General features: G+C 41.7%; 21 protein-coding genes. 18 read left to right on the top strand and 3 right to left on the bottom strand.

Annotated features, from left to right (window positions below; genetic code table 11):
- Nucleotides 1-399: 399 nt before the first annotated feature.
- The 14 genes from HZA77_03840 to HZA77_03775 all read left to right on the top strand — a co-directional run bounded on the left by HZA77_03840 (nt 400) and on the right by HZA77_03775 (nt 16,796).
- Nucleotides 400-3,546, top strand: a complete 3,147-nt coding sequence (locus HZA77_03840; protein ID MBI5374542.1) for a hypothetical protein — start codon at nt 400-402, stop codon at nt 3,544-3,546.
- A gap of 16 nt (nt 3,547-3,562) precedes the next feature.
- The gene (locus HZA77_03835) at nt 3,563-5,869 is read left to right on the top strand and encodes a PD40 domain-containing protein (GenBank protein ID MBI5374541.1); all 2,307 of its coding nucleotides are present in this window, start codon (nt 3,563-3,565) and stop codon (nt 5,867-5,869) included.
- Nucleotides 5,866-6,588 carry a cytochrome c gene (locus HZA77_03830; protein ID MBI5374540.1) on the top strand — a complete coding sequence of 241 codons (723 nt, stop codon included), beginning with the start codon at nt 5,866-5,868 and terminating at the stop codon, nt 6,586-6,588. Before HZA77_03835 ends, HZA77_03830 begins: the two co-directional genes overlap by 4 nt.
- A gap of 32 nt (nt 6,589-6,620) precedes the next feature.
- Nucleotides 6,621-8,699 carry a TonB-dependent receptor gene (locus HZA77_03825; protein ID MBI5374539.1) on the top strand — a complete coding sequence of 693 codons (2,079 nt, stop codon included), beginning with the start codon at nt 6,621-6,623 and terminating at the stop codon, nt 8,697-8,699.
- A gap of 10 nt (nt 8,700-8,709) precedes the next feature.
- The gene (locus HZA77_03820) at nt 8,710-10,047 is read left to right on the top strand and encodes an ABC transporter ATP-binding protein (GenBank protein ID MBI5374538.1); all 1,338 of its coding nucleotides are present in this window, start codon (nt 8,710-8,712) and stop codon (nt 10,045-10,047) included.
- A complete protein-coding gene (locus HZA77_03815) occupies nt 9,980-10,741 on the top strand; it encodes an energy-coupling factor transporter transmembrane protein EcfT (protein ID MBI5374537.1) in 762 nt (253 codons plus the stop codon). The genes HZA77_03820 and HZA77_03815 overlap by 68 nt, the downstream gene beginning before the upstream one ends.
- Nucleotides 10,738-11,445 carry an ABC transporter substrate-binding protein gene (locus HZA77_03810; GenBank protein MBI5374536.1) on the top strand — a complete coding sequence of 236 codons (708 nt, stop codon included), beginning with the start codon at nt 10,738-10,740 and terminating at the stop codon, nt 11,443-11,445. Before HZA77_03815 ends, HZA77_03810 begins: the two co-directional genes overlap by 4 nt.
- A gap of 1 nt (nt 11,446) precedes the next feature.
- On the top strand, nt 11,447-11,995 hold the full coding sequence (locus HZA77_03805; protein MBI5374535.1) for a hypothetical protein: 549 nt from the start codon (nt 11,447-11,449) through the stop codon (nt 11,993-11,995).
- A gap of 380 nt (nt 11,996-12,375) precedes the next feature.
- The gene (locus tag HZA77_03800; GenBank protein ID MBI5374534.1) at nt 12,376-12,591 is read left to right on the top strand and encodes a KTSC domain-containing protein; all 216 of its coding nucleotides are present in this window, start codon (nt 12,376-12,378) and stop codon (nt 12,589-12,591) included.
- 1 nt (nt 12,592) lies between these two features.
- Entirely contained in the window at nt 12,593-13,060 is a 468-nt protein-coding gene (locus tag HZA77_03795) for a hypothetical protein (protein MBI5374533.1), read from the top strand.
- Nucleotides 13,057-13,233, top strand: a complete 177-nt coding sequence (locus HZA77_03790; protein MBI5374532.1) for a hypothetical protein — start codon at nt 13,057-13,059, stop codon at nt 13,231-13,233. Before HZA77_03795 ends, HZA77_03790 begins: the two co-directional genes overlap by 4 nt.
- Nucleotides 13,230-15,656 carry an AAA family ATPase gene (locus HZA77_03785; GenBank protein MBI5374531.1) on the top strand — a complete coding sequence of 809 codons (2,427 nt, stop codon included), beginning with the start codon at nt 13,230-13,232 and terminating at the stop codon, nt 15,654-15,656. Before HZA77_03790 ends, HZA77_03785 begins: the two co-directional genes overlap by 4 nt.
- A gap of 72 nt (nt 15,657-15,728) precedes the next feature.
- Nucleotides 15,729-15,947, top strand: coding sequence for a hypothetical protein (locus HZA77_03780; protein ID MBI5374530.1), 219 nt, complete (start codon nt 15,729-15,731; stop codon nt 15,945-15,947).
- 9 nt (nt 15,948-15,956) lie between these two features.
- Nucleotides 15,957-16,796 (top strand): uridine kinase, encoded by an 840-nt coding sequence (locus HZA77_03775; protein MBI5374529.1) that lies wholly within the window; start codon nt 15,957-15,959, stop codon nt 16,794-16,796.
- 138 nt (nt 16,797-16,934) lie between these two features.
- On the opposite strand, the gene recN is transcribed toward HZA77_03775, so the two are convergent.
- Nucleotides 16,935-18,599 (bottom strand): DNA repair protein RecN, encoded by a 1,665-nt coding sequence (recN, locus tag HZA77_03770; protein MBI5374528.1) that lies wholly within the window; start codon nt 18,597-18,599, stop codon nt 16,935-16,937.
- Between the two features lie 16 nt (nt 18,600-18,615).
- A complete protein-coding gene (locus tag HZA77_03765) occupies nt 18,616-19,503 on the bottom strand; it encodes an NAD(+)/NADH kinase (GenBank protein ID MBI5374527.1) in 888 nt (295 codons plus the stop codon).
- Nucleotides 19,504-20,053: 550 nt separating this feature from the next.
- Between HZA77_03765 and HZA77_03760 the strand changes: the two genes are divergently transcribed.
- Complete coding sequence (locus HZA77_03760; GenBank protein MBI5374526.1) at nt 20,054-21,679, top strand: hypothetical protein; 1,626 nt, start codon at nt 20,054-20,056, stop codon at nt 21,677-21,679.
- Between the two features lie 36 nt (nt 21,680-21,715).
- On the opposite strand, the gene HZA77_03755 is transcribed toward HZA77_03760, so the two are convergent.
- A complete protein-coding gene (locus tag HZA77_03755) occupies nt 21,716-23,509 on the bottom strand; it encodes a tetratricopeptide repeat protein (GenBank protein ID MBI5374525.1) in 1,794 nt (597 codons plus the stop codon).
- A 170-nt stretch (nt 23,510-23,679) separates the two neighbouring features.
- On the opposite strand from HZA77_03755, the gene HZA77_03750 reads away from it, so the two are divergent.
- From HZA77_03750 to HZA77_03740, 3 genes are read left to right on the top strand one after another with little or no spacing between them, the layout of a single operon-like run.
- A complete protein-coding gene (locus HZA77_03750) occupies nt 23,680-25,335 on the top strand; it encodes an arginine--tRNA ligase (GenBank protein ID MBI5374524.1) in 1,656 nt (551 codons plus the stop codon).
- Complete coding sequence (locus HZA77_03745) at nt 25,336-25,542, top strand: hypothetical protein (protein ID MBI5374523.1); 207 nt, start codon at nt 25,336-25,338, stop codon at nt 25,540-25,542. It begins immediately after the preceding gene.
- A 37-nt stretch (nt 25,543-25,579) separates the two neighbouring features.
- Nucleotides 25,580-25,819 (top strand): SPOR domain-containing protein, encoded by a 240-nt coding sequence (locus HZA77_03740; GenBank protein MBI5374522.1) that lies wholly within the window; start codon nt 25,580-25,582, stop codon nt 25,817-25,819.
- The last annotated feature ends 11 nt before the right edge of the window (nt 25,820-25,830 follow it).

The raw sequence follows: 25,830 nt of genomic DNA, 5'->3' as shown, positions 1-25,830 counted from the left end.
GCAAGGATAGCGTTTTGTTTATAATAAGTTCTGGCTGGTATCCGGTTCTGCATCCCCCTTCGAGTGGCTAACAGCGTCAAAAAAATGCTTTTCGCCTGCAGAACCGGATCTGCCAGGAACTTTTAGCGGCATGGGGATTGAGAGAATAAAGGGTAAGAAATAATAAAAACAGATTATGAAATATGACAGTGCGAATAAAGAAAATAAGGAAGGACAACAATTACCATCTAAGCAGGAAAGAAAAAGAAAATTTTCTGAACCTGAGCTTTATGTTTATGACTCATTCGTCAACATAACCTTATTTTCTTCAACAACAAATGTTACTGGCGGAACCTTCTTTTAGCCTGCTGTCATTATAAACATGCAGGGCTTAAAGTTAAGTATAAATAGGAGATGTAAATGGATAAATGGAAAATAATATTTAAGCTGAATGTGCTTTTTTTCTGTTTCATGTTTGCCTTTATAATTGCCGGATGCGGCGGCGGTGGAAGCGGAAGCAGTGATTCCTCTGGAACTCCAAAGATTTCCAGTAGCTCCGGCAAATCAACCAAACAAACGCCTATTGCCACTTTCACAGGAAGTGTTGATCCGTCTTCCGGAACAATTACTTTTAAAGTAGATGATAATTCCCGCCCAAGAAGACGCAATGCAAAAATATACCCGGAAAATAACTCGATCCCTCATGTAACAGTAGCAAGCACCGGGGCAACCTGGGACAGCCTTAATTTAATATTTTCAGGAAATGTTACCATAACAAACCATACTACAGATACTTTGTATGCAGCATACGCTGTGATAGAAACTATTACACCGTCTGATGTTTCAGTTTATAATGAGTATGGTTACGATCCTTCTGGGTTGGCATATTTTGACCATGCCCCGGGCGGAGAAAAAATAGCCCCGGGCGCTACAGGTTCGCCAATACAGTGGCAGTTTGCTGATCCCAATGCAACAAGTTTTAATTTCAGAGGTTCTATTTATGCTGACAACTGGCACCAGATAGCAGGCCCCGGGGCGCCAACCGGATTCAACTGGGACAGCAATGGAGAGGACAACACAGACAACGCTGATAATATTTTCTTCCCGTCTCTGGCATCGTTCAATGGAAAGATCTACGCAGTATTGGGAAAGAATGACCACACAGACCGCAATGAAAATTCTAATGCAAGAAAAGGCGCCGAGCACTGGGAGTATGACCCGACATCAGGTTCATTCACACAGATAAACAGTGACGGATGGGGCGGCTCGGAGGCAGCATATAATAAGATATTCAATAACATGGGCGGCCAGCAGTTTGTTTATGACAGCAAACTTTATGTTGGCACAGGCAAATCCAACAATGCTGCAGGTCTTGAAACACCGATAAACAGCGGCGGCGAGATATGGAGATATAACGGCTCTTCATGGACAAGCGTATTTCAGGACACTGATTCAGACGGTATAAACAACCTTTTCGAATTTGACGGAAGCCTTTTTGCAGGAAGCCTTGAGTCCGGCGCCGGAAGAGCATATGCAGGGAGCAAAGCTGACGGTAATCTCGCTTATTCAATAACCGGAGATTCAGGTTCATGGTCCTGGGTTATGACCGATGCCTTCAAGGATACAGGTATAAACGATGCAAGCGCTGTTTCAAAACCAGTTGGTTCAACGATCCTTGGCGGAGGAAGTCTTGTTATCGGTAGCGCCACTCATGGATTTGTTGGAAAGATAGGCGATGCTGTAAAACTGGGATTAACGTTTTACATAGCTGATACAAAAGTCGGCGGCGGCGGTGGACGCTTGGAAAGCGACTGGGTTCTTGCGGCAGGAAGTGTTGATACAACGGCATTTGGCGATGACACACTGCGCAGTGTCACAACTGTTTCAGCATATGGCGACAATTGCTACAAGATCCGCGGAAGCGGGACCGCATTCCTTCCCCATCAGTATGCCCATAGGTATATGCAGATAAAGCATGGCAGTGCAATATATACAAATGTCAGCATCATAGACAGCAATGCTTCAAATGACCTGGTCACAGTATTTCATGGCGGGCCTGCCTTTACTCCATCAACTTCAGACCAGGTTTATCTCGTAAGCGGCGCAAACGAAAGAGGGCTTGGTGAAAGCGGAAATTCTACGGCTACTTTTTCAGTTTTTTCTCCTTCCAGCGAAGGCGCGGCTGGCAGTCAACAGCAGCTTTGGGTCTTTGCAGCGAATAAGGTTCCGGGAGTTGCCCAGTATCCGGGAGAAGGAGGAGAAATACTTTCTCTGATAAATATTTCCAATGACAAGGGAGTAGCAAACAAGACAAGCGACAGCGATTGGGTCCGCCGTATGGACAGCTTTACCTACAATCAGGCAGGTGGCGCAGGAACAAGCTTTCCTTTTCCAACATCAGCGGGCGGGCTGAACAGAGGCGGGACCATTTTATTGCCCAATCCTTCCTATGCAGGATTTGATACAGGGATTGACCCGGCAAATCCCCTTGATGTCAACGGTAAAGATGAGCTTACGCTTTTTCCCGGACAACATGATGGCTGGCTCTATGTGGCAGCAGCCCCTTCAAGTATGGTTAATACTGGATGCAGAATCTACAGGACTGCGGATGGCGTAAACTGGATGACTGTGACTACTGATGGTTTTGGAGACAATAATCTTTTTGTCAGGACCTTTGTTTCCTCAGGGGGAAAGTTATATGCCGGCGGAAGCAGGATGGTATTTTCAGATGCTGTTGAATCAAGACCAACAGAGAAGGTGGGAATTGCCACATCGGACACAGCTTTTTACGATACTCCGGTCACCAATACATTTACAGTCCCGTCTGTTGTTTTTCCGCAGTCGGGAACATTGCTCCTTGAAGCAAACACTCATTCAAATCCTGTAAATGCAGGCGATATATATTATGAAAAAGTCAGTTACACTAACAACAGGGTAACAGACACAGGCGCTACTCTTGGGGGAAGTCTTCCTGCAAATAACGGCTATCTTGGGAAGACATTTTTTGCCAATGCATCCAATCTTGTTTTAAGTGACGAGCCCGCCAACCTCGGGCTTGACCCTATCTCGGGAGCAATTGTAATGGACGGGGAGGTAATTGAATACACCATGTCCAGCGGAAGCACTTTAACACCTCTGCTCAGGGGAAAAGCAGGGAGCTCTCCGGACTGGGTAGGAGCCATTAACCATAATATAGGAACTCCTATTTACAGGACAACACGTCCGGCTGCTGCGGCAGACGGTTCAAGCGGTGTGACATACAGCATTGTACTTACCGGTGATACATCCCAGTTGTCTTCGTCAAAGACAACCGGTCCAAATGTAATCCTCATAGGCGACGAGGAGATAATGTATGATTCCATTGTCAATGGTAGTGAGCTTAGGACTCCGCTCAGAGGATATAACAAGACTTCATCCGCATCTCATTCTTCAGGCGACAATATTGACAAGCCGGGCTTTAGCGGACTTTCAAGGGGAGCGCTTGGGACAACTGCATCAAACTGGGGTGTAGGTGAAAATGTAACCAGCATATCACTTCCGCCGGCTGAGCTCTGGGTGACAGACTAAAAAGAAACCTGCAACTATGATTATGAAAACTATCAACATGCGGCGGGCATTAGGGTTATGCTTTACATGGCTTATCCTGATTCTTCTGGTTTCAGGAAATCCTGAAACTTCAGATGCAGCAGGCAAAGTCATTTACGTCCGCAACATAGATGATCTCGTAACTCCCAAGACTCTCTCTTACCCTGAGGACAAGTGGGGTGAGATATGGGAAATGAACGAAGACGGTACCGAGCTTATAAGTCTAAATGACAACACGAACAGTACAAGCAACAGCGCCCCGGTTCTTTCTCCAAAGGGAGCTAAGATCGCTTTTATTGACAACGTAGCTAATGCACTGAAACTCATGAAGTCTGACGGCAGCGATGTGAGGAGTATATATGCTTTTTCCGAGGGATATACATCTCCGGGAGGTTTGGCATGGTCTCCCAACGGGACAAAGCTTGCTTTCAGCATGGGGACAGCAAATCAATATGACATTTACACAGTGGATTTGAATGGAAGCACTCTTACCAAACTTACTACCGGCGGATATAACTATGATCCAAGCTTCTCGCCTGACGGAGCAAAGATTGTTTACTGTCACAGGGAAACAGAGGAAGTCTATTCAAATGAGCTCTATATAATCAATGCTGATGGTTCGGGAAATATTAAGCTTACCGACTCGTGCTGTAGTGAGGCTACCAACAAGACTGCGCCGGACTGGGCTCCTTCGCAGACTATAATATTCAGCTCAGGACACAATATAGTAACTATAGATCCGGAAACCACTATTACTTATTCTTTATCGATTGACGGCGATTTTCCTTCCCAGCAGAATGAACTTCCAAAATGGTCTCCGGACACATCAATGGTTGCATTCACAAGAAGCGGGAAAAATAACACCCAGAAAAAGATGTTCTCAAGCGTGTCGGATGGTTCAGGGAGAGTGACCATCAGCCCCAAGAATGACGGTTTCAATTATTTCGTGTCAGACTGGGGGATACCATTAACTTCAACACTTGAATGTAACTATTCAATATTACCTGAAGGCAAATCTTTTGATGACAGCGGAGGCACAGGTTCGATCAATGTCACCGCTGACAGCGAATGCGACTGGACGGCAGCGGTAGATGAGGGCAGCATCGGCTGGATAACCATAAGTTCCGGAGTGAGCGGAATAGGTAATGGCGTAGTGACCTACACAGTTTTTGCAAATGAAACAACAAATCTGCGAAGCGGGACTATAACCATAGCAGGACATAGCTATTCCGTAACTCAGAGCGGACAGGTTGTCTGTACCTATACCATTTCACAAGATGAAGAATCTTTCAGTTATAACGGCGGAGAAGGAGCAGTAACTGTTACATCTTACAGCGAGTGCGCATGGTCTTCTTCTGTGGATGAAGAAGGTGCTGGCTGGATAACAATCGCCTCAGGGAACAATGGCACAGGCGAAGGGGTTGTGAGTTTCACGGTATCTCCAAATATTAGTTTTGACCAGCGTATTGGGACTATGACCATAGCTGGTCAGGTCTTTACGGTAACGCAGGAAGGGAGTGCATGTATTTTTATTCTCTCAAAAGATGCAGATGAGTTTGACTCCCATGGCGGCGATGGTTCAGTTGATATAACCGCAGAAGAAAGCTGCGCATGGAATACTGAAGTAGAGCAAAGCTCATCCTCATGGATAACTATTACGTCTGGAGGAAATGGAAGCGGCTTCGGAACAGTAAGCTATTCGCTGTCAGCCAATATAGACAGGAACCCGAGGACAGGACATATAACCATTGCAGGGGAAGATTATGTTGTTGAACAGACAGGGGCCTTGCCTGAGATAACGTCTTTAAGCAGTGATGCCGGTACATATGCGGATGAGCTTACAATAAGCGGGAGCGGTTTTGGAGGCGTTATAGGGAAAGTGACAATATTGTCTGGTGAGGTTGAAACTGAATGCGATGTTTCATCATGGAGCGATACGGAAATAAAGATAGCAATTCCATGGGGAGTTACACCGGGTGCAGTGTTCATATATGTTGCAACTTCAGATGGTGACAAGTCCGAAAATGGCGCTGCGTTTACCTATAACAAACCATTAAAGTCAAAGATAAATAAAGTTTCAAAATCAACAGTTAAAAAAGGAAGTGAGATCCTTCTCTATGGCCGCAGTTTTGGACCGGTTGAAGGGGATATTATAGTGACCGGCGCAAAGATGAGCATAGTTGTCTGGACTGATGATACCATTATTTTGAGCCTTGATAAGGTGAAGAAGAAAAAGATTACATTAAGAGTCAGCACCATATACGGCAAGAGCAACATTAAGACACTAAAAGGAAAAGTGAAATGAAAAGATTATCAGCAATCCGGTTCTTTTTATTGATTGGTTTGGTATGTGTGATTAGTGAAGTGGTTGCCATGAATATCGTTGAGGCAGGCACCAGCAAGGCAATAACAGAAGGTTGGGAAAATTATCTGATTAACTGTACTCCCTGCCACGGCGGTTCAGGAAACAAGATATTCCCCGCGCTTATCTCAGTTTCAAAAAAAGACTTCGTTAAATACACTGTTAATGGGAAAAGTGACAGTTACGGCACCTCGCCGAAGTTCAAAAAGACATTGACCAAAACACAGATAACAAACATCTACCTTGCTCTTCACTATCCTGAAAAGATCTGCGGCATTGGTCCTCCTGACGGCAATGGTGGAGGCGGCGGAGGCGGAAGGCTCGCTGCCAAGCGTGCGTCTAAAATAGAGGCTGCAACAGGGTGCAGCAGCAAAATCACTCAGGGATGGAGAGATTATGTGTCTTTTAAAGTGCCGGGGAATGAGTGTGAGCAGTATGTATGTTTTGACTGCCATGGTGGACGTGGAAACAGGATTCCTATCTATGATTTGACAAAGAGCGAGTTTATTAAAGGCACTTTAAAAGGAAAAAAAGGTCAGGATGGAATAGATATGCCTTCCTATAAGGGATATCTTACGAAGAAACAGATAACAGCCATATATCTTGCTGTTAAAAATAATGCCATCGGAAATTATGGTGTGATCTGCCTCGGTGATCAATGAAAAATAAAAAAAATAAATCTGAAAGTGTTTATATGAATTTAAAAAATTTTTTTATACTGGCAGTATCATTTTTCCTGATTATTTTTTTTCAGGCGCTGTCAGCTCCTTCCTTTGCTGAAGAACCGGAACAGATTTACGAACTCGGTGAAGTTATAGTAACTGGAGAAGGACATGGTGTTGAGGCAACAGGAACAGTCTACGAAATTACAGCACAGGAGATAGAGCAGTCCAATGCAAGGTCACTTGACGAAGCAATAGACCTTGTTCCGGGTATTATGCTTGGCACCCGGGGAGAAGGTGTTCCGCGCTTAGATATAAGAGGATTCAGGACAAGACATGTTCTGCTTCTCGTTGATGGTGTCCCTTTTAACTCAACCTATGACCAGATGTTTGACCCCTCCGCGATACCGGTTGAGAACATTGCGAAGATAAAGGTTTCAGTAGGCAACAGTTCCTTGCTTTATGGTCAGGGGGGAATAGGAGGAGCTATAAACATTATTACAAAAAAGGGAACCCATGGAGTCCATGCTGATGCTGTGGTAGAGCGGGGAAGTGAAAGAATGTACCTTGCCCGCGGAAGCATATCAGGAGCGAGCGACAAGTTTTATTATTTTATCAGCGGGAGTACATATAAAAGACGGGGTTTCCCCCTTTCTGATGATTTTGAAGAATCACCTATTGAAAATGGGGGGTTAAGGGAAAATAGCGATAAGAAAACTGATAATTTCTTCGCCAATATTGGTTACTCTCCAACAAATGAACTAAACATTGGGTTGAATTTCGCATTTACTGAAAACAGATACGGCATCCCAGGCATCGCTATTTTAGATTATTTAAATCTAACAGACCCTTTTGCAGAAAGCCCTAAAAAAGACCGTGTTAATAATTTAAGGGATTATTCTGTTCAGCTGGCAGGAGATTATGATGTCCCGGGACCGCTTAAGTTCAGGTCCTGGGTTTTCTTTAACAAGGCTGATGAAAAAAGGACAAGTATCAACCTTAATCCAAGGTCTGTCACGCCAGCTGAAAATCATGCGGTAAACAGAATGAAGTCATGGGGGGCAGCTCTTCAAACACAATACGACCTTGAAAAAGCAGGGCTTATAACTCTTGGGCTTTCTTTTGAAAGAGACAAAGCCCATGCTAATTCTACACTTCTTCTCGGGGGTGGCGGTGATGAAGGGGGAGGAGGTTTGCCCGGTGAGCTTACAGGAGGCATAAACCTCTATACAGCAGTTCTTGAATATGAATTCTCTCCGCTTGAAAATCTTGGTTTTGTGTTAAGTTACGGACGTCACTGGCTCAATAAGGATGGAAAATCGTTTAAATCAAAGTATGACTTTTCATTTGGAAGAAACATTCCGCCTGTAAAAAGAGATGATAATGACAATGACTACAGCATGCTTGCCGGAGTTCATTATGATATGGTCAGCGGGACACGTCTTAAGGCATCATTCTCAAGAAAAATCCGTTTTCCCTCGGTAAGTCAGTTTTTCGATTCATCAAAAGGCAACCTTGGACTTACGGCAGAGAGGGCTTACCAGTATGAAGTCGGTGTAGAGCAGAAACTTCCTTTAAACAGCTCAGCAAGCATTACAGGGTTTCTCACTGACACAAAAGGTTTTATTGAAAAGGATAAGGTGTTCACGCAGAGATTCGAAAACAAGGAAAAATACCGTTTCATGGGATATGAGCTTGTGGCACAGTCCCGGCCTGTAGAGAGCCTCATCTTAAGAGGGACATACTCATATTTAAACGCAGAAAATATTGCCCATCCACAACCGCTGGGAATGCACAGGATTCAATATCGTCCAAGGGATAAATTCACACTTGAAGGAAACTATAGCTCGGCCATAGGACTTACACCTTATGTTTCTTTGTTATATGTTGCCAACCAGCACGCACTTACAAAGGCCAACATCATTCCGGTAAAGAAAAAGAAGATCAGCGACTACACTTTGGTAAATGTGAAGCTCACACAAAAAGTATTTGGCGGCAAAATGGCAATATATGTTGGTGCAGACAACCTCTTTGACAAAAATTATGTAGAGAGTTATGGAATTCCTCAGGCAGGGAGATTTGTCTATGGGGGAATAAAGGTGAGCATTTAATGGATCAGCTATGCTTGATATAAACTGTTTCGAGTTTTCATATGATGGGGAAAATACCAGGGCATGCAACGGCGTGTCTTTGTCTGTAAAGAGCGGCGAATGTGTATGTCTTACAGGTCCTTCAGGATGCGGTAAAACTACATTACTCCTTGCCATTAAAGGACTCCTTCGGGGCGGCACTTCTAAAGGAACCATAAGGGTGAATGCCGAAGGGTGCGATAATGGAACATCTCATAGCTCTGTAGGGCTTGTCTTCCAGAATGTAGAATCCCAGATACTCTGCACTACGGTTGCAGAAGAAGTTGCCTTCGGACCGGAGAATCTCTGCATTCCCTCTGATGAGATAGGAAGAAGGATTGACTCTTCCCTTAGCTCTGTAGGACTTTCCGGATTTGTATCGCGAAACGTGGAGCGTATGTCGGCAGGACAGAAACAGCGCCTTGCTATTGCATCAGTGCTTGCAATGGAACCCACTCTTCTCCTTCTTGATGAACCGACTTCCCAGCTTGATGGAGAGGGAAAAAAGGAACTTGTTGAAATTATAAAAAACCTTAAGAAAAACGGACATGCCCTTCTCATAACCGAGCATGACCTTGCACCGCTTAAAGAAGTTGCAGACCGGATTCACAGTATGGCTCATATAGCGATAGCAAAGGATAATGTTGAAAAACATCCAGCGACAAAGAATTCTGATGTTCAATCTCATAGCATTGTCGCGGAAGACATATCTCTCTCTTACCCGGGTATGAATGAAGTGCTTAATGGAGTAAATCTGGTAATAAACGAAGGGAAACGTGTGCATCTTTATGGAAGAAACGGAGCAGGAAAATCAACGTTTCTGAAATGTCTTGCAGGAATAGCAAAACCCGATTCAGGCCGCATAAGCATTGCCGGCATTGATAATCCAAGACCAAGGGATTTGCCCGGGAAAGTCGCTTTTCTATTCCAGAATCCTACACGACAGCTTTTTGAAAATACTGTTTTTGATGAGGTTGCCTTTTCGCTCAAAAGACTCAAGGTGACAGGTGAAGAACTTAAAAGACGCGTTGAAGAAGTGCTCTCGGTTTGCGAGGTTGACCATCTTGCTAAAAAGCCACCTCTCATGCTGAGCTTCGGTGAACAGCACAGGGTTGCCCTTGCATCGGTGCTTGCACCCAAACCAAAGGTCCTATTGCTCGATGAACCCTTTTCAGGGCTTGACATTAGCCAGAGACATCGCTTTTTAGGGGTGCTTTCAGAAGTATCTTCGCTTTACAATACGACAATAGTGATCGCATCCCATGACCCGTTGCCCCAGCAAGGGTGGGCGCAGAGGATACTTAAAGTGGAGAACGGTAAAATTGTATAGAAAAAAAACGACAAGCGACTATGCATGCCAGTACAAGGAGGCAAACTCCCCGATCCACAGACTCGGAGCAGGATGGAAACTGTTAATAGGCACACTTATATCCATAATTACTATTTCCTCGCGTGAGCCGTGGCAATTTGCCGCTGTGCTTGCGCTGAACATGCTCTATTATTTCCTGGCAAGCCTTACGCTCTATGACCTTTGGAGGGATATCAAGTATTTTTTCATACAGGTCATTATTGTTGTCTGGCTTTACAGCTTGCGTTTTGAAATGCCGGCAGCTCTCTGGCCTGCCCTGAGGTCTTCGCTTACTGTAATCTTGATGTTCATCCCAGCAATAGTTTTCCTAAGGACTACGCGGGTTTCAGAGATGATGCAGTCTTTGCGGAAGGTAATGCCTTACCGGCTTTCATTTCTTATCTTTACGAGCATGAGGTTCCTTCCATTATTCGCAAAGGAGCTTCGCGAGATATCCATGGCGCAGAGGCTTAGGGGGGCAAAGCTCTCAGCCCGCGACCTCACTAACCCCGGAAACTGGAGTGATTTATTCCATTGCCTTATGATACCGCTCATGGTCCGCGCCTTTAAAACAGCAGAAGAGGCGGCGCTTTCCGCCGAGGCAAGGGCTTTTGGCCTGAAAAAAGAAAGAACCTATTTTGATACAGCACTTTATATTAAGGAGAACAACCAATGAACGTTTTTATTGCCATTGACGACACTGACAACACTGAGAGTATAGGTACGGGAAGACTCTCGCGCAACCTCGGCAAAGAGCTTTCACGCCTCGGGATGATAAAGAATATGAGTGTGACACGGCACCAGTTTCTTGTTCACCCTGACATACCATATACCTCGCATAACAGCTGTTCCTGCATTGCGGCTTTTACAGATTCAAACCTTGATGATATCTTCAAGACATCACAGGAGTTTCTCGTGAATAATTTCCATGAATCTGCAAACCCCGGCTTATGTGTAATTGAGGACAAGATTGTTCCTGATGAACTGCGCACATTCGGTTACCGTGCAAAGCGCGAGGTGCTTACCATTAAAGAGGCAAGGGCACTTGCAGAGAAGCTGAGGCTTAATCTCTGGTGGTATGGGGAAACAGGACAGGGATGCATCGGGGCAATAGCAGGCGTTGGACTTAGAAGCACAGGAGATGATGGCCGCTTCATAGACCTTCACGGCATACGCGATATTGAAGGTACTGCAACGGTCAAAGATATAATCAGTGCTAGCGATGTAAAAAAGGTTGTTACGCTTGATGGCAAGTCTCTTCCCCATGATGAGATAATAGAAACAGACGGATGGGTGCGTCCATCACTATACGGCGGTGAGATAGTGTTCTATGTCATACGCGACGGGGAGACATGGCGCCCTGACAAGACAAGGGTGTGATATGGCAAATGAAGAAAAGCTTTTACTCTGGCAGAGGTTTACACTCCGCGAAGGGATACTCCTCGCCTTTTGTGCCACTTTTATTGTTATTACTCGTGCAGGGCTGATGCTCAATTTAAAGATCCCCGGCCATGTGATGCTTTTTATGGCTTTTTTCATGATACTTGCACGCGGATGCGTTCCAAAAATCGGAGCACCCACGCTTGTGGGATTAATATCAGGCATTGTCAGTGTGTTGATAGGTATGGGGAAAAGCGGGCCTTTGACAATGGTGAAATTCCTGTTTCCTGCCATCATAGTTGACATAGCCGGGATGATCTATCCACAGTTCCCTACGAGCTATCTTGCAAGCATCATAGTAGGGCTTCTTTTATCAGCAGGCCGTTCCCTTACAACAACCGGTATTGAATATGCCGTTGGTATGGAAACTGAGATAGTGCTTCAGAAGGCCGCCATTATGGCATTTTCCCATGCACTCTTCGGCGGCATAGGCTCTGCCCTTGTCCCTCCGATCATTAAGAGATTAAAGGCAAACCGGCTGATCAAATAAAGGCCACTTAAAAGTCTTTAGTGCTTTGAATTAAAGCGAAACAGACCTCTTTAAAAATTATTCTAAATATAGTTTCGTGCAAACAGACGTAGCTTAATCAATTATATACTTTAAACAATTTGTTATCATGGCTAGTAAAATAGTATTTTATTGATATAAGTGTTTATGTATTGTGTTTTATATCTTATACTATACAAATTGCTTTTTAACTCTTCTACTCTGATAATGTTGGAAAATCAAAGCTGTTGAAGATAAAATCAACTATAGCGAAAAAGCTTATACATCATTGTATGAGTTCCTGATGATAGAAACTTTATCGTGAAGAAAAAAAGTGGATGGTTATACATAAATTGGAAGAATCGCTTCAGAGGAGGTAAAAAATGAATAGAACACCAGTTTCATCTTCAAATCTTGCATCCGTAGGTTATGATCCGGTCAACTTTATTTTAGAAATTGAGTTTCATAATGGAGGCATTTACCAATATTTCAATGTTCCAGAATCCGAGTTCAATGGATTAATGGGCGCAGAATCTCACGGTAAATACTTTGATGGTTATATTAAAAAGGGTGGTTATAGTTTTAAAAAAATCAGATAGTATGCAGACTTTTAAAATCAACTTTGACAAGCAACAAGATTTTGAATTGAGAAATATCAAGCCGTTGATGGGGATATGCGGACTTTATTTTATTTGTTTGAGAGAGACTGAAATTCCATATCCTTTCAAGAAATCACGGTTGATTTATATAGGTATGAGCGAAAAAAAGACAAATAGCATAGGGAAGAGACTTTCTGACCACTTTGAGGGTATATCTGGAAATGAAGGTATTGTTAATTATAAGAATACAGAAGGACTTTATTTTACATATCTTAATTTTGAAATGCTGAAGCAGATATGGAAACGCAGAGTAGAAGACTTAGAAAGTTATTTTATTCTTGATTTTTTAGATAAATACGGCGTTTACCCAATCTGCAACAACAAGAGCGGATTTGAGATTAAAAAGCATGATGTGTTGGTAAGTCTTGAAATTGACTGGAAGTATTTTGAAAGGTGGGGTTCACTATGACAAACGACATAAAAAGTGGGCAAGCGATACTTGATGAGTTCTTTTCTCAGCTTGAAAGTATCGATGGTGTGGATAAGGAAGTTGCCTCAGTTATTTTGAAGCTGTATCACGAAGGCAAGCTTACAAACATAAATCTGTCTAATGAGTTAAGCAGTTTAAGGGAAAGAAAATGAAGATTAAAAGCTTTGAAATAAGCGGGTTTAGAGGCATAAGAAAAAACATTAGGATTGATTTGAGTTCATACTCGTCAGTTCTCCTTTATGGTGATAATGGCTGTGGGAAAAGCTCTGTTGCTGATGCTTTTGAATGGTTCTATAATGACAAAATTGAACATCTATCATCTGAAGAAATTGGTCAAAAAGGAGTGCCTGCTCTCAGGAATATATTTTTGTCTGATAATGAAGAGGCCAGTGTTACATTAAATTACTCAGATTCGCGTTACGATTGTAAGAAAAATTTATTTTATAAAAAATCAAAACTAGCCAGCGAGCAATCTAATAGTTCTCAGGATGTTAAAGATTATCTGAACGCGTCATTAAAAGAAAACCTTATCCTTAGATATAAAGATTTATTAAGTTTTATTTTATCTACCAAAGCACAGAAACTCGAAGAGATATCTCAAATAATAGGGTTTTCAGAGGTGTCAAAGGTAAAAGGTGTCTTAAGAAAAGCTGTCAATGATTTGAAGAAAGAACTAAAAATAAAAAATTACTATAATCATATAAGTATCAAACAAGCTCAAATATTGGAACAAATTGGACAGAATATTATTGATGACAAACAATACCTGAATGCAATAAAAAATTTAATTGCGCCTTTGAATCTGTCAGTTGAAATTAAAGACGATGTAAGCATAGATAAGCTATTGGCACTTTTAGAGAAGCCAGAAGATAAAGAGGCGCTTGAACTGCAACTTTCATATGGGAAAGCTATTGAGAATTTAATTAATTTCAAGGCATTTTTTGACAATATTTATTCGGCTTATAAATTTTTCTATGAAAAATGTCAGCAGATTATAAAGGATCAAGATAAACTTAAAAAAATAAATCTGGAGCCATTATTAACACAAGGAATTTCAATCCTTGAAAAGAGATTGTATGAGAATGATAGTTGCCCGCTTTGCTTGCAGGATAAAAGTAGAGAAGAATTAATTGATGAGTTAAGAAAGAGACTTGAAGAATTAGCTCTTGTAAAAAGAGAGAAAGATGCTGCATTAGATGAAAAAAATACTACGCAAAGATTATTTCAAGGAGCCTTAACAGAGATAGAAAATGCTTTAAAAGAAAAGAGTTTGTATTTAGAGGAAAATTCTGATTTACGAAAAAAAGTTGAGCAGATAAAAAAAATAATTTCAACTGCTTCAGAGAAAATTAGAAAGACTGACCTGTTAGAAATTGATCAAATCAGCAGTCCTGAGAGTTTTATTAACTTAGATGCCATTACTCTTCAAAGCATAATTTCCGCACTTGGAGATAAAAAGGCAAAGATAATTACTGGAAAAAAAGATGATCTCTCATTTACGGCCTATAGCAAAATATTCGCTGTCCGGCAATCGTATAATGAAATCAAACTTCTGAAAAAAGAGTCAGAGATTCTTACTAAGCAACAAACCTCTATGGAAGTTATTTATGACGAATTTACAAAAAAACAAAGAGAAGGTCTTTGCTCGTTTTTAGAGTCAATATCTAGAGACATAAACGATCTATACCTGTTTATGAATGACTCTGAAAATGTTAGTGAAATAGAGCTTATTCCTCTGGATGAAGATGATGAGTTTGCTGGAATAACCCTTCAATTTAAATTTCACGGTAAACAGGAATCGCCACCACACAAATATCTGAGTGAATCTCATTTAAATTGTCTTGGTATCTGTTTGTTTTTAGCATCTGTAAAGACATTTAATAAGCTCAACAAATTTATCATTCTTGATGATGTAATCTCCAGCTTTGATACAAACCATCGCGCTCGTTTTGCACGTCTTTTGGTGGAAAAATTCAGCGATTACCAGATATTTTTGCTTACTCATGAAAAAGATTGGTTTGAGCTTGTCTCAAATATGGTCAAAGGAAAAAGCTGGCTGATTAAAAAAGTGAAATGGGATCATATCGATGGTGCAAGTATTGAAGAGCCTTTAACTGATATTAAAGCAAGGATTGAAATCAAAATTAAAAACTCCGAACCGTCGGAATTAGGGAATATGATACGTAAATATCTTGAACGTCTTTTAAAGGATATCTGTGTTAATCTTGAGGTCAAGGTAAGGTTTCTTTTCAACGAGCTTAATGAAAACAGAATGGTCAATGAATTGCTGTCTGAATTAAAATGCAAATTGAAGGACAGAAAATGTGAATTGAAAGAACGCCCAGTTTTTAACAAGCTTAATGACTCGCTGTTTGTTGCAAATAAAACATCTCATGACAGTACATTTTCTGAACATATTGAGGATTTAAAGATGTTTTATGATGATGTTATTGAGTTAGAGGGGCTTTTCAAATGTCCGCAATGTAACAAGTTTATCTCCAAGAAGCATTATGATGTAGTTGAAAATATAGTGAAGTGCTCATGTGGAAACTTCAAATGTAATTGGGTAAAATAATATAAAGAAATCGAAGCACAAAAAATAAAAGGTGGAAACTGAAGGAAGGCTTTTTTTTAAAGGAGGCAGATCATGGCTGGTAATATATTTTGCCGGGAAAGAACTAAGGTTGGCGAAAAAGAAAAACATCCGCGATACAAACTCATTGCTGTCTCAGGTGTTGATCTTAAAATTCATGCTGAACATCTTCGCAAACAGGAGCTTGAACAGATTGCGGATACAGTTGGGGCGAAAGTAGTTTATCTTAAAAGCGTAGTTTCAGGGAAGAAGGCAAAAAAGAAAGCAAAATGAGGGGATTTGATGGCGCTGATACGTGAAAGGAACGGCAAAAGGCTGCATGTAAAAAGCAGGCTCATGGGAGAAAGTCTTGTAAGCAAATCATTAATTGATGGGCTTAAGATGGCACCCCGGCAGAGATTCTTTCCTGATGTTAATGTCATAAAGATTGGCGGCCAGTCTATTTGTGACCGTGGCGCACAGGCGCTTCCACAAATTGTAAGGGAGATTGTCGCAAATAAGAATGACCACAGGATGCTTTTGATGACAGGAGGGGGAACCCGAAGCCGTCACATCTATTCCATTGGGCTTGAGCTTGGAATGCCGACCGGCATAATTGCGAAGTTTGGCAGTTCCATTTCAGAGCAGAATGCACTTCTACTTGCAACGCTTCTCTCTCCATGGGGCGGGATAAAGATTCATCATGATGAAGTGGTAAAGCTCCCTAATTATTTCACACAGGACTGCATTCCTGTCATGCATGCCATGCCCCCTTATGATTACTTTGCCATACCTCCCGCAAAAGGCAGAATACCTTTACACCGCACAGACGTGGGTGCCATCATAATAGCCGACCTTATCGGGGCCAAAAGCTGCATATACGTTAAGGATGAAAAAGGTCTTTATACTGATGACCCTAAGAAAAAATCCGGGAATAAAAAGTTGAAATTCATTTCCGAGATAACAGTGTCTGAGCTTATGGCAAAAGATCTTGATGACCTCATAGTCGAGCGCCCCTGTCTTGAAATATTAAATAACAGCGAAGTGATAAATAAAATTCAGGTAATAAACGGCCTTGAGAAGGGGAATATCACCAGAGCACTTGAAGGTGAGAATGTAGGGACGGTTATATACAAGGGATAAGGTTTATCTGTTCCTTCTTTTGCGTGCTTTTTGTAGGGTTCGTTCCCCGAACGAACTGATAATTAAATAGATAAGTGGTTTGCTCGGGGAGCAAACCCTACAGGTGAACAGCTTCTCATAGAATCAATTCCTGCGAACCTACCCTCTCAGCATTTCTTCAGCATGTTTTCGGGAAATCTCTGATACTTTCTCGCCGCCAAGCATCTTTGCCAGTTCTTCAACGCGCTCTTTATGCGAGAGTTCGGAAACTGTAGTTGCAGTCCTCCCTTTTTTTGCGACCTTTTCGATGTGGAAGTGTGTTGCGGCAAACCGTGCAATCTGCGGAAAGTGCGTAATACAGAGAACCTGCCTCTCTTTTGCAACACTCTTTAATTTCTCCCCGACTTTTTCTGCAACTGCCCCGCCTATCCCTGCATCTATCTCGTCAAAGACGACTACAGGTATGTCATAGGATTTGGCAAGTATGGAGCGCACGGCAAGCATGAACCTTGAAATCTCTCCTCCTGATGCAATGCTCGCGAGAGATTTTAATTCCTCCCCCTGATTTGGCGAGATGAGGAAATTTACAGAATCAATCCCCTTCCCTGAAAATGAGCTTTCATCACCGTTAAAGGCAATCTTAAACTGCGCCTTGTTCATCTTGAGAAAGGAAAGCTCTTCACATATCTTCTTTTCAATCCCTGAGGCGACTGATTTCCTTTTTTTAGAAAGCGAAAGCGAAAGCTCTCTCAGCTTTTTCTCAGCAATTTTTTCAGCATCAACAAGCTCGTGAAGCTTCGTAGTATCAAATGCAAGTTTCCCTATTTCACTTTCCTTTGCATCCTTCATCGCAAGTATCTCGTCTATCCCGGCATTATATTTTCTTTTAAGCTTCTGGAGAGCTGCAATCCTTTCATCTATTTCTTCAAGCCGCGCTTCATCAAAGTTTATTGACTCGGCATAACCTTTAAGCTCGCGGGCGATGTCATCTATCTCAGCCGAAGCTCCGGAAAGCCTTGATATGAGTGGGGAAAGCCTCTGGTCAAATCCTGCCTGCTGTTTTAAAATCGCTATGCACTCCCCGATGTTTGAGAATGCAGAGCCGTCAACTTCGTAAAGGACTGCCGCTGATTTTGAGGCAGCGTCAACTATGGAAAGAGCATTCTTGAGGATAAGCCTTTCAGCTTCAAGCTCCGCTTCTTCGCCGGGCTTTAAATCAGATTTTGCTATCTCGTCAACCTGAAACCTTAAGAGCTCTTCCTTCTCTTTCCTTACTGCAAGATCAGTCTTCAGCTCTTCCATTTCTTTTTTAATTTTTGCAAGTTCCCTGTATGTTTTTTCCACTTCGCTCCGCTCATTTTGAAGTGCACCGTAGGAATCAATCACTTCAAGCTGGCGGTCCTGCCTTAATATCTGCTGGTGCGTGTTCTGGCCGTGTATGTCAACGAGCAACTCCCCTATCTTTGTGAGGACAGAGAGAGTACAGCGCTGGTTGTTGATGAATATTGAGCTTTTCCCGTTGGACGAGAAATCCCTTTTTATAAAAAGCGGTTCCGCCGGAGAGCTTTCAATGCCTGATTCAGAAAGTACTGAGAGCAACGGATGCGCACTGCCAATATCAAATGCGGCTTCCACTGTAAGGCAATCAGCTCCTGTCCTGATGAAGTCCTGCGAGGCGCGGCTCCCAAGAACAAACATGAGGGCATCAATTATTATGGATTTTCCGGCCCCTGTTTCCCCTGTAAGGATATTAAGACCGGATTTAAACGAAATAGTAAGGTCTTCGATTATGGCAAAATTCTTTATTGCGAGTTCGGCAAGCATGAGTCCCTCTCTGCTCTTATGAGTCTCCCCAGCCGAGTTTGGTTCTTAAAATTTCAAAATAATTCCTGTCAAGGTTCTGTATCAGCTTTATGGTAGTATCAGCCTTCTTTATTTCTACCACATCGTTTGCCCTTAATGTAAAGCCCACCTGCCCGTCAAGCGTGAGAAATACGTCCTCAGTCTGTGATTCAAGGGTTACTTCAATCGAGCATGAAGCAGGAATGACTATGCTTCGGTTCCCCAGTGAATGAGGACATATTGGTGATACGACTATAACATCAAGGTCAGGATAGATTATGGGTCCGCCTGCGGCAAGGGAATAAGCGGTTGAACCTGTGGGGCTTGATATTATCAGGCCGTCAGCCCTGTATGTGGTAACGAATTTATGGTCAACATAGGTTGACATGGTGATTATTCGGGCTATGGCTCCCTTGTTGATGACTATGTCATTTAATGCTGTATATTCTGCAATCCTCTCTCCCTGCCTGTGGACATGGGCGCGCAGCATCAACCTCTGGTCTGTCTTGTATTGTCCGGTAAACACCGCATCAAGGGAATTGTACATGTTCTCAAGAGGAGTCTCTGTAAGGAATCCGAGACTGCCGAGATTTACTCCAAGAATCGGGATGTTCTTTTTTATGACTATGCGGGCAACGCTGAGAAATGTCCCGTCACCTCCAAGCACGATGATTAAGTCAACTTGATTTGGCAGGTCTGACTTGCGGCATACAGTCCCCTTGAAATTCTCAGCAAACGATGCGGTGTCCTTGTCGAGGAAAACTTTTTTCCCCTTTTCTTCAAGCCATTTTATCAGGGCATTTAAGACAGAGATGTTTTTATCTTTAAGGGGCTTTGAAACTATTCCTATGAGTTTAAACTCTTCCTTTTTTTCATCAGATTTCATGTTCCTATGATAAACCTGAAATGAAGTTAAAATTCAACAAAAATAATAGCAGTCTCTAGAATTGATTTAAATTTTTAATGTTATGAAAATTTATATTATCGTTTTCTCTCCAGCAGTAATGGCAATACTAAATAAAGAGTTAAGATTTTTATTATCTAAAATAATATATAAAGAGCCAATAATAACAAAATAAATCAATGTCGGATTTATGTACATACCTATATCTATATATTTCAATATGTTATAAAAACAATTAGATAAATATGTCGAAAAATTAGACACTATTGCTGATCCAAATTTTCTTTCAATATAAGAAAATCATTAAAAGAAATTAAATATCAATAAGTTAATCATATATTAAAAAATATGGCATACGATTTGCTTTTACTTCAAATGGTTATTAAGCAGAAAGTACCTATGGGGCTTTACGATTACAGAATGGAAATAACTAACTGGTATGCATGAAGGGGTTGCAGATTATAAATTCCAGCTTACCCATTAGTAACGCACTTCTTTAAATGTAGCTTAATAAATAGGGGAAGAGTACTTTATGAAGAAGCATCATGTTGTATACGTTACTGTCGCCATTATTGTCCTACTGATACTGTCGATATTCCCTAAGTGGGTAGTTGATGATGCCTTTATCTCCTTTCGATACGCATACAATTTTATCAATTATGGAGAATTCACCTACAATATTGGAGAAAATCCGGTTGAAGGATATACCGGCATACTCATGCCTCTGGGAATTGCACTAGGTCTGAATTTAGGCATTACCCCGAAACTGATGTCCCACTTAATAGGTATTCTATCCTTCTTAGTTGTGCTTATCACTCTCCACAATATCCTGACTCGTTTTTGCTCAAGATTTTTCATTTACCTTTCTATGCTTCTTCTTTTTGTTACAGCACCTTTTATCTACACACATGTCTTTAGCGGTCTAGAAACATTACCTTTTATCGCTTTACTTTTAGTATCTTCACTTCAATTACATACTATAGTTAGTTTGCGCTCGTCTTCCTTCGTCCATTATTCAGCTATTGCATTATCATTGTTTGCATTATCCCTTTGTCGTCCCGAGGGCGCAATATATACTGTTATTGTAATGTGCATTCTAAGTGGTACAGCATTGCTTCGTATCACATCACGGCGAAAATTTGTTATTTCCAGCTTATTTCTTCTGATACTTCCTGGAATCTTTTATTTTGTATGGCGATGGCAATACTACGGTTATCTATTGCCGAACACTTTCTATGCCAAACAAGATGCTTCATTCGTTTACAGAAGTTTTTCTGACCTCAAGTTTTTCTGTAAAGAGTATCTGTTTCTTCCAGCGGTCTTTGTAGTCTCTACATGCATGGTTTACCGTGATAAGACAATAGCTAAGCACCAACAGAAACAGCAGTTCCTGAAAACAGATGATCTTCTAACGCTTGGTTCTCTTATATTATTTGGTATAATCATTGTTGTACAATATTTGCGTTCAAACTTGGGTATGGACTACTCCTATCGCTTCTATGCACCTCTCTATCCGATTGCACTTGTGCTTTTTGGTTGGATCTTATCAGCATCTTATGAAACTGCACGACTGACCCGCCAAAGCAAGCCATTGCTGCATATTGCTATTATACTCGGACTTTGTGTAACGTTATTAATACAGGTTGCTTTCCATATGAATTGGTTGTTCAGTAAGGAAATGCCCTTTGCATTAAATTACAAAACACGCTTGGCAGAGATGCATCATGTAGTGGGACGGTATATCAAAAAGCAATTACCCGATTCAGAGTGGCTGATTGTTCATAATGATGCAGGAGTGATTCCATATTACTCGGAGCTTAAGACCATTGACTTTGGCGGTCTGAACGATGAGTTCTTGGCACACAATAAAAAGGCATCAATTGAGGATCGCGTGAACTACTTCTTTTCTAAGAAACCGGGCGCTGTGGTGTTTACAACATATGAATGGGATCAAGTCAATCATGGACCGGAAGCAAATGCCATTATTTCTGATCCACGGTTTAAAGAGTTCAAACTTGTCAAAAAATACAACAACACTACCGGCCTTAAGTACTATGAATTCGTTTTCATAAAAGAAAATCTGCTGGAACAGAACAAGGTGATAAACTTGGCCAACAAAGCAACAGCAGGCGACAGTAAGCGTTATCCTATAAATTAGAAAGTTAAGGCAACGGAAAAATCTAAAAACCTGTCTTTATTTCCTCTCAAGTTTTTGTGCCAGTTTTCTCTCCGAATCTGCGAGGTCTGAAAACCCTTTCATATCGTATGCCCTTGCAAGATTGTAATGGAAGGAAGGATCATAGGGATCTAACCTGACCGCTTCCTGAAAATGGCTCAACGCCTCATCAAGAGATCCTGCGATGGAATACAGGATTCCTAAGTTGTTATGTGCTTCAGCAAATTTGGGTGACAGAATTAAAGTTTTTTTATACTCGTCTATTGCCATTTGACTCCACCCGAGCGAATCATAGGCAATGGCAAGATTGAAATGCGCCTCTGCTGAATCTGGTTTTATAGCAATTGCAGCGACAAATTCAAAGACGGCTTTATTAAGAAATCCTTTCTTTGCATATCCGGTTCCTTTGCTGATGGTTTCGTTCAGAAGGTCAGGATTTAATTCCAATGCCCTTTGCAGATGCTGTTTCCCGTCTTCGGTTTTTCCGTTTTTAAGCAATGCGAATCCGAGAAGTTCATGCGCTTTAGCGCTGTTAGGCGATTTTTTGACAGAATCTGACCAAAGCGTATAGTTGTCTTTCCATGCGAAATTCCTGCTTATGGTACCAGCTGAATAAAAAATAGTTATGACTGAAAGAATTGTCGCTGTGAGAGTAAAGCGGTTCTGTTTCTTTTCAGCGAGTGCCTCAATAATTATTCCGGCAAGAAGAGTAAAACCAAAAGAAGGAAGATAGAGATATCTTTCCGCAAAGACATTTTCATTCCCCTGTGTCAGGGCAGAGATATAGAGCGCAGGCAAAAGAGGGACAGCAATCATTAACAGAGAAAGAAAAATCAGACGGTTTTTTTTTGCCGACAACCACAACAAAAACAGAAACGCTCCCAGTATAGAAATGGATATTATCCCCCTTGCCGTTGCCATAGATGTTTCCCGGGTAAAAACATGCCAGGCATTAAGATTAATAGGGATAAAAAGTTTTCCCATATAATCGCTGAAAAGAACCACTATATTTATAAGGCGATCATAAAGCCCCATTCCTCTTAAGGCTTCTATTGGAAAAAAGCCACCGAGGGCATTGTATCTCAGCACAAGATAGACCACCACTACCGCAGCATAAGGAATATATCTTGCCCATATATTCCGTGTTTTCCAGGATTTCCCGCTCATTGAGTAGTCATAAGCGGCAAGAATTACCGGAAGTGTCAATGCAGGCTCCTTGCAGAGGGCTGAAAGAAAGAATGATGCAACGGAAATGATATAAGCCATGTTAAATTTTTGTTCGGATTGTATATAAAGGTAGAAAGACAGAAGATAAAAAAACGTAAATGACAGATCAAACATGCCAACTACCCATGCGACCGCTTCTGTATGGACCGGATGAGTTGCGAACATCATGGCGGTTGCCAGCGGAAGTGACAGATATCTGAAGGGTAGATTATTTCCTGAGAGCTTCGCAGCTATGAGAAACACAAGAAGAGATGCGGCTGTATGGAAGATTATATTTGCGAGATGGAATGCTGATGATTTAAGTCCTGCAGTGTAATAAATCAGCATATAAATGACATGAATCATTGGGCGATAGTAATTTGAATCTCTACCTTCAAAAGACCATGCCCCGGAAGAAAAAATTTCCGGAGTGTATTTGATATCTCTTATCCATGGATTTGTTACAACTAAAGAAACATCATCGAAGACAAATTCATTGAAAAGGGTGTTTATATAAACAGCAAAGGCAGTTATGATTATTAAAATATAAATGTAATTTGTTTTTAATGAAGATTTTGATAATAAAGTTTTTGCTTTGTCTTCCATGCCAATAATATATTTTTAATATAAGATGAAGAACTAAATATTTCATTTAAGTCTTAAGGGCAAGATGTTTTCCATGATGAAAACATCTGATAGCCATCCCTTGAAATATTGAAATGCTCCTGTTATGCTGTGCCTGAATTAAAAACATGTACAGGGAGAAAGGCTAAAAGATGGCAGGTAAAGGACTGAAAAACGAGCTTGCGGAAAAGCTTTCTGAAGCAATAAAAAAACTTTCCGGGACTTACGGCGATTTTGAGATGCCCGCCATAATCCTTGAAAACCCAAAAGATAAAGGGCATGGGGATTTTGCGTCGAATGCGGCGATGGTTCTTGCCGGAAAATTAAAGAAGAAACCCCGCGAGATTGCAGCCGCCATAACTGAAACATTTAAATGTGACCTTGTTGAAAAAACAGAGATTGCAGGCCCAGGTTTTATAAATTTCTTTTTAACCCCTGCTGCGTGGCACACAGTCATTAAAGATGTAATAAGCGAAGGGGAAAAATTCGGAAGCTCTGACCTTGGGGCAGGAAAGCGCTGCAACATAGAGTTTGTGAGCGCAAACCCCACCGGTCCTCTCCACATAGGACATGGCAGGGGTGCAGTTGTGGGCGATGTGCTTGCCAATGTGCTGGAGTTTGCCGGCTTTGATGTAACGCGCGAATACTATGTCAATGATTTCGGGAATCAGATGGATAAGCTCGGCAAGTCCCTTAAATTCCGCTACCTTGAAGCCCTCGGTATGGAATGCGAGTTTCCGGAAGGAGGTTATCCGGGAGATTATTTAAAAGAAATCGCTGAGGAGCTCAAAGCTCAAAATGGGAAAAGCCTTCTGGCCTCAGATGATGCCTTTTTCTCAAAGACTGCCTCAGTCAGGATACTTAAGATTATACAAGATGACCTTAAAACATTCAGGGTCGGATTTGATATTTGGTCAAGCGAAACTAAACTTCATGAAGGCGGAGAGGTCGCAGAGTGCGTCGCATTCCTTCGCAACAAAGGGATAATTTATGAAAATGACGGGGCGCTCTGGTTAAAATCCACTGATTACGGAGATGAGAAAGACCGCGTAGTCATAAGGCAGAACGGCCTGCCTACCTATCTTGCTTCTGATATATCCTATCACCGTGACAAGTATGAGCGCAAATATGATCTTGTCATAGATATCTGGGGAGCAGACCACCACGGCTATATACCGAGGATGAAGTCGGTGATTGAAGCAATGGGCTATGATCCATCAACATTCAGGGTGCTCCTCATCCAGATGGTGAACCTCATGCGGCAGGGAAAACCTGTTGCTATGGGGAAAAGAGAGGGAGAGTTCGTGACAATGCGGGAAGTTTTAGATGAAGTCGGCGTAGATGCATGCAGGTATTTTTTCCTTGAGCGGAAAAGCGATGCACATCTTAACTTCGATCTTGACCTTGCAAGAGAGCAGTCAAACAAGAACCCTGTTTATTATGTCCAGTATGCACATGCGAGGATTGCAAGCGTGCTGAGAAAAGCGGAGGAGGCAGGGATTGATCTCAATGATTTGAAAAGCGCAGACCTTTCGCTTCTTAAAAACGGAGCAGAGCTTGAGATATTAAAGAAGATTAACGCGTTCCGGGATGTTGTAGAGCTTATGGCTTCATCTTTTGAGCCCCATCATCTGACATTCTATTTAAAGGAGCTGGTAAGTCTTTTCCATTCTTATTACTATGACAATCCGATCGTTGGCGAAGACAGGGAACTTACGAGGGCAAGACTTTTGTTTGTAACTATAGTCAAAATGGTGATTGCCAGAGGTCTTAAGCTTCTTAATGTGCTTGCACCTGAGAGAATGTAAATGGCAAATATAATCGATGAAGACCGCATAAAAGAAAGCAGGTTTTCAGAATCAAAATTTGACGGCTCCACTGCCAGATGGTGTATATTGATATTTGTCGCAGGGATGATTTTCGGGATTCTTATCGGCGACACGGTAAAGGCTTTGTTTAAAGAATTAACAAGTTTCCCTTCAATCATCCAGAAAAACAATGTTCAGCCAAAATAGATTTGAAATAGATTAAAAAATAAAGAGGACATTTACCGTGAAATATTCAGTAGAGACCGGGCTATTTAAAAATGAGAAGTTTGCTCTTACCCAGAAGGAGATGTTAATCCGCAAGGGATATGCCTCAAGGATTGATGAAGTGAAGATTGAAAGAAAAAAACATCTCTCTGTTCGGGTGGGGCTGTATGGAAGCGCGGAAGAAGCCCAGATGACGGCAAATCAATTGATATCCAATGAAAGATTAAAGGCTAAGGTTATTGAAATAAACGCGACATAAGAAAAATTGGA

The organism is Candidatus Schekmanbacteria bacterium, assembly GCA_016219965.1.
Taxonomy (GTDB): Bacteria; Schekmanbacteria; GWA2-38-11; order GWA2-38-11; family J061; genus JACRJM01.
This window is presented reverse-complemented; position numbering and strand designations above follow the sequence as displayed.

Coding starts and splice junctions, on each gene's coding strand:
- HZA77_03815 (MBI5374537.1), top strand. CDS start 9,980: ATGACCCGTTGCCCCAGCAAGGGTGGGCGCAGAGGATACTTAAAGTGG.
- HZA77_03820 (MBI5374538.1), top strand. CDS start 8,710: ATGCTTGATATAAACTGTTTCGAGTTTTCATATGATGGGGAAAATACC.
- HZA77_03805 (MBI5374535.1), top strand. CDS start 11,447: ATGGCAAATGAAGAAAAGCTTTTACTCTGGCAGAGGTTTACACTCCGC.
- recN (MBI5374528.1), bottom strand. CDS start 18,599: ATGCTTGCCGAACTCGCAATAAAGAATTTTGCCATAATCGAAGACCTT.
- HZA77_03760 (MBI5374526.1), top strand. CDS start 20,054: ATGAAGAAGCATCATGTTGTATACGTTACTGTCGCCATTATTGTCCTA.
- HZA77_03825 (MBI5374539.1), top strand. CDS start 6,621: ATGAATTTAAAAAATTTTTTTATACTGGCAGTATCATTTTTCCTGATT.
- HZA77_03810 (MBI5374536.1), top strand. CDS start 10,738: ATGAACGTTTTTATTGCCATTGACGACACTGACAACACTGAGAGTATA.
- HZA77_03775 (MBI5374529.1), top strand. CDS start 15,957: ATGGCGCTGATACGTGAAAGGAACGGCAAAAGGCTGCATGTAAAAAGC.
- HZA77_03750 (MBI5374524.1), top strand. CDS start 23,680: ATGGCAGGTAAAGGACTGAAAAACGAGCTTGCGGAAAAGCTTTCTGAA.
- HZA77_03835 (MBI5374541.1), top strand. CDS start 3,563: ATGATTATGAAAACTATCAACATGCGGCGGGCATTAGGGTTATGCTTT.
- HZA77_03780 (MBI5374530.1), top strand. CDS start 15,729: ATGGCTGGTAATATATTTTGCCGGGAAAGAACTAAGGTTGGCGAAAAA.
- HZA77_03800 (MBI5374534.1), top strand. CDS start 12,376: ATGAATAGAACACCAGTTTCATCTTCAAATCTTGCATCCGTAGGTTAT.
- HZA77_03755 (MBI5374525.1), bottom strand. CDS start 23,509: ATGGAAGACAAAGCAAAAACTTTATTATCAAAATCTTCATTAAAAACA.
- HZA77_03840 (MBI5374542.1), top strand. CDS start 400: ATGGATAAATGGAAAATAATATTTAAGCTGAATGTGCTTTTTTTCTGT.
- HZA77_03795 (MBI5374533.1), top strand. CDS start 12,593: ATGCAGACTTTTAAAATCAACTTTGACAAGCAACAAGATTTTGAATTG.
- HZA77_03745 (MBI5374523.1), top strand. CDS start 25,336: ATGGCAAATATAATCGATGAAGACCGCATAAAAGAAAGCAGGTTTTCA.
- HZA77_03765 (MBI5374527.1), bottom strand. CDS start 19,503: ATGAAATCTGATGAAAAAAAGGAAGAGTTTAAACTCATAGGAATAGTT.
- HZA77_03790 (MBI5374532.1), top strand. CDS start 13,057: ATGACAAACGACATAAAAAGTGGGCAAGCGATACTTGATGAGTTCTTT.
- HZA77_03830 (MBI5374540.1), top strand. CDS start 5,866: ATGAAAAGATTATCAGCAATCCGGTTCTTTTTATTGATTGGTTTGGTA.
- HZA77_03785 (MBI5374531.1), top strand. CDS start 13,230: ATGAAGATTAAAAGCTTTGAAATAAGCGGGTTTAGAGGCATAAGAAAA.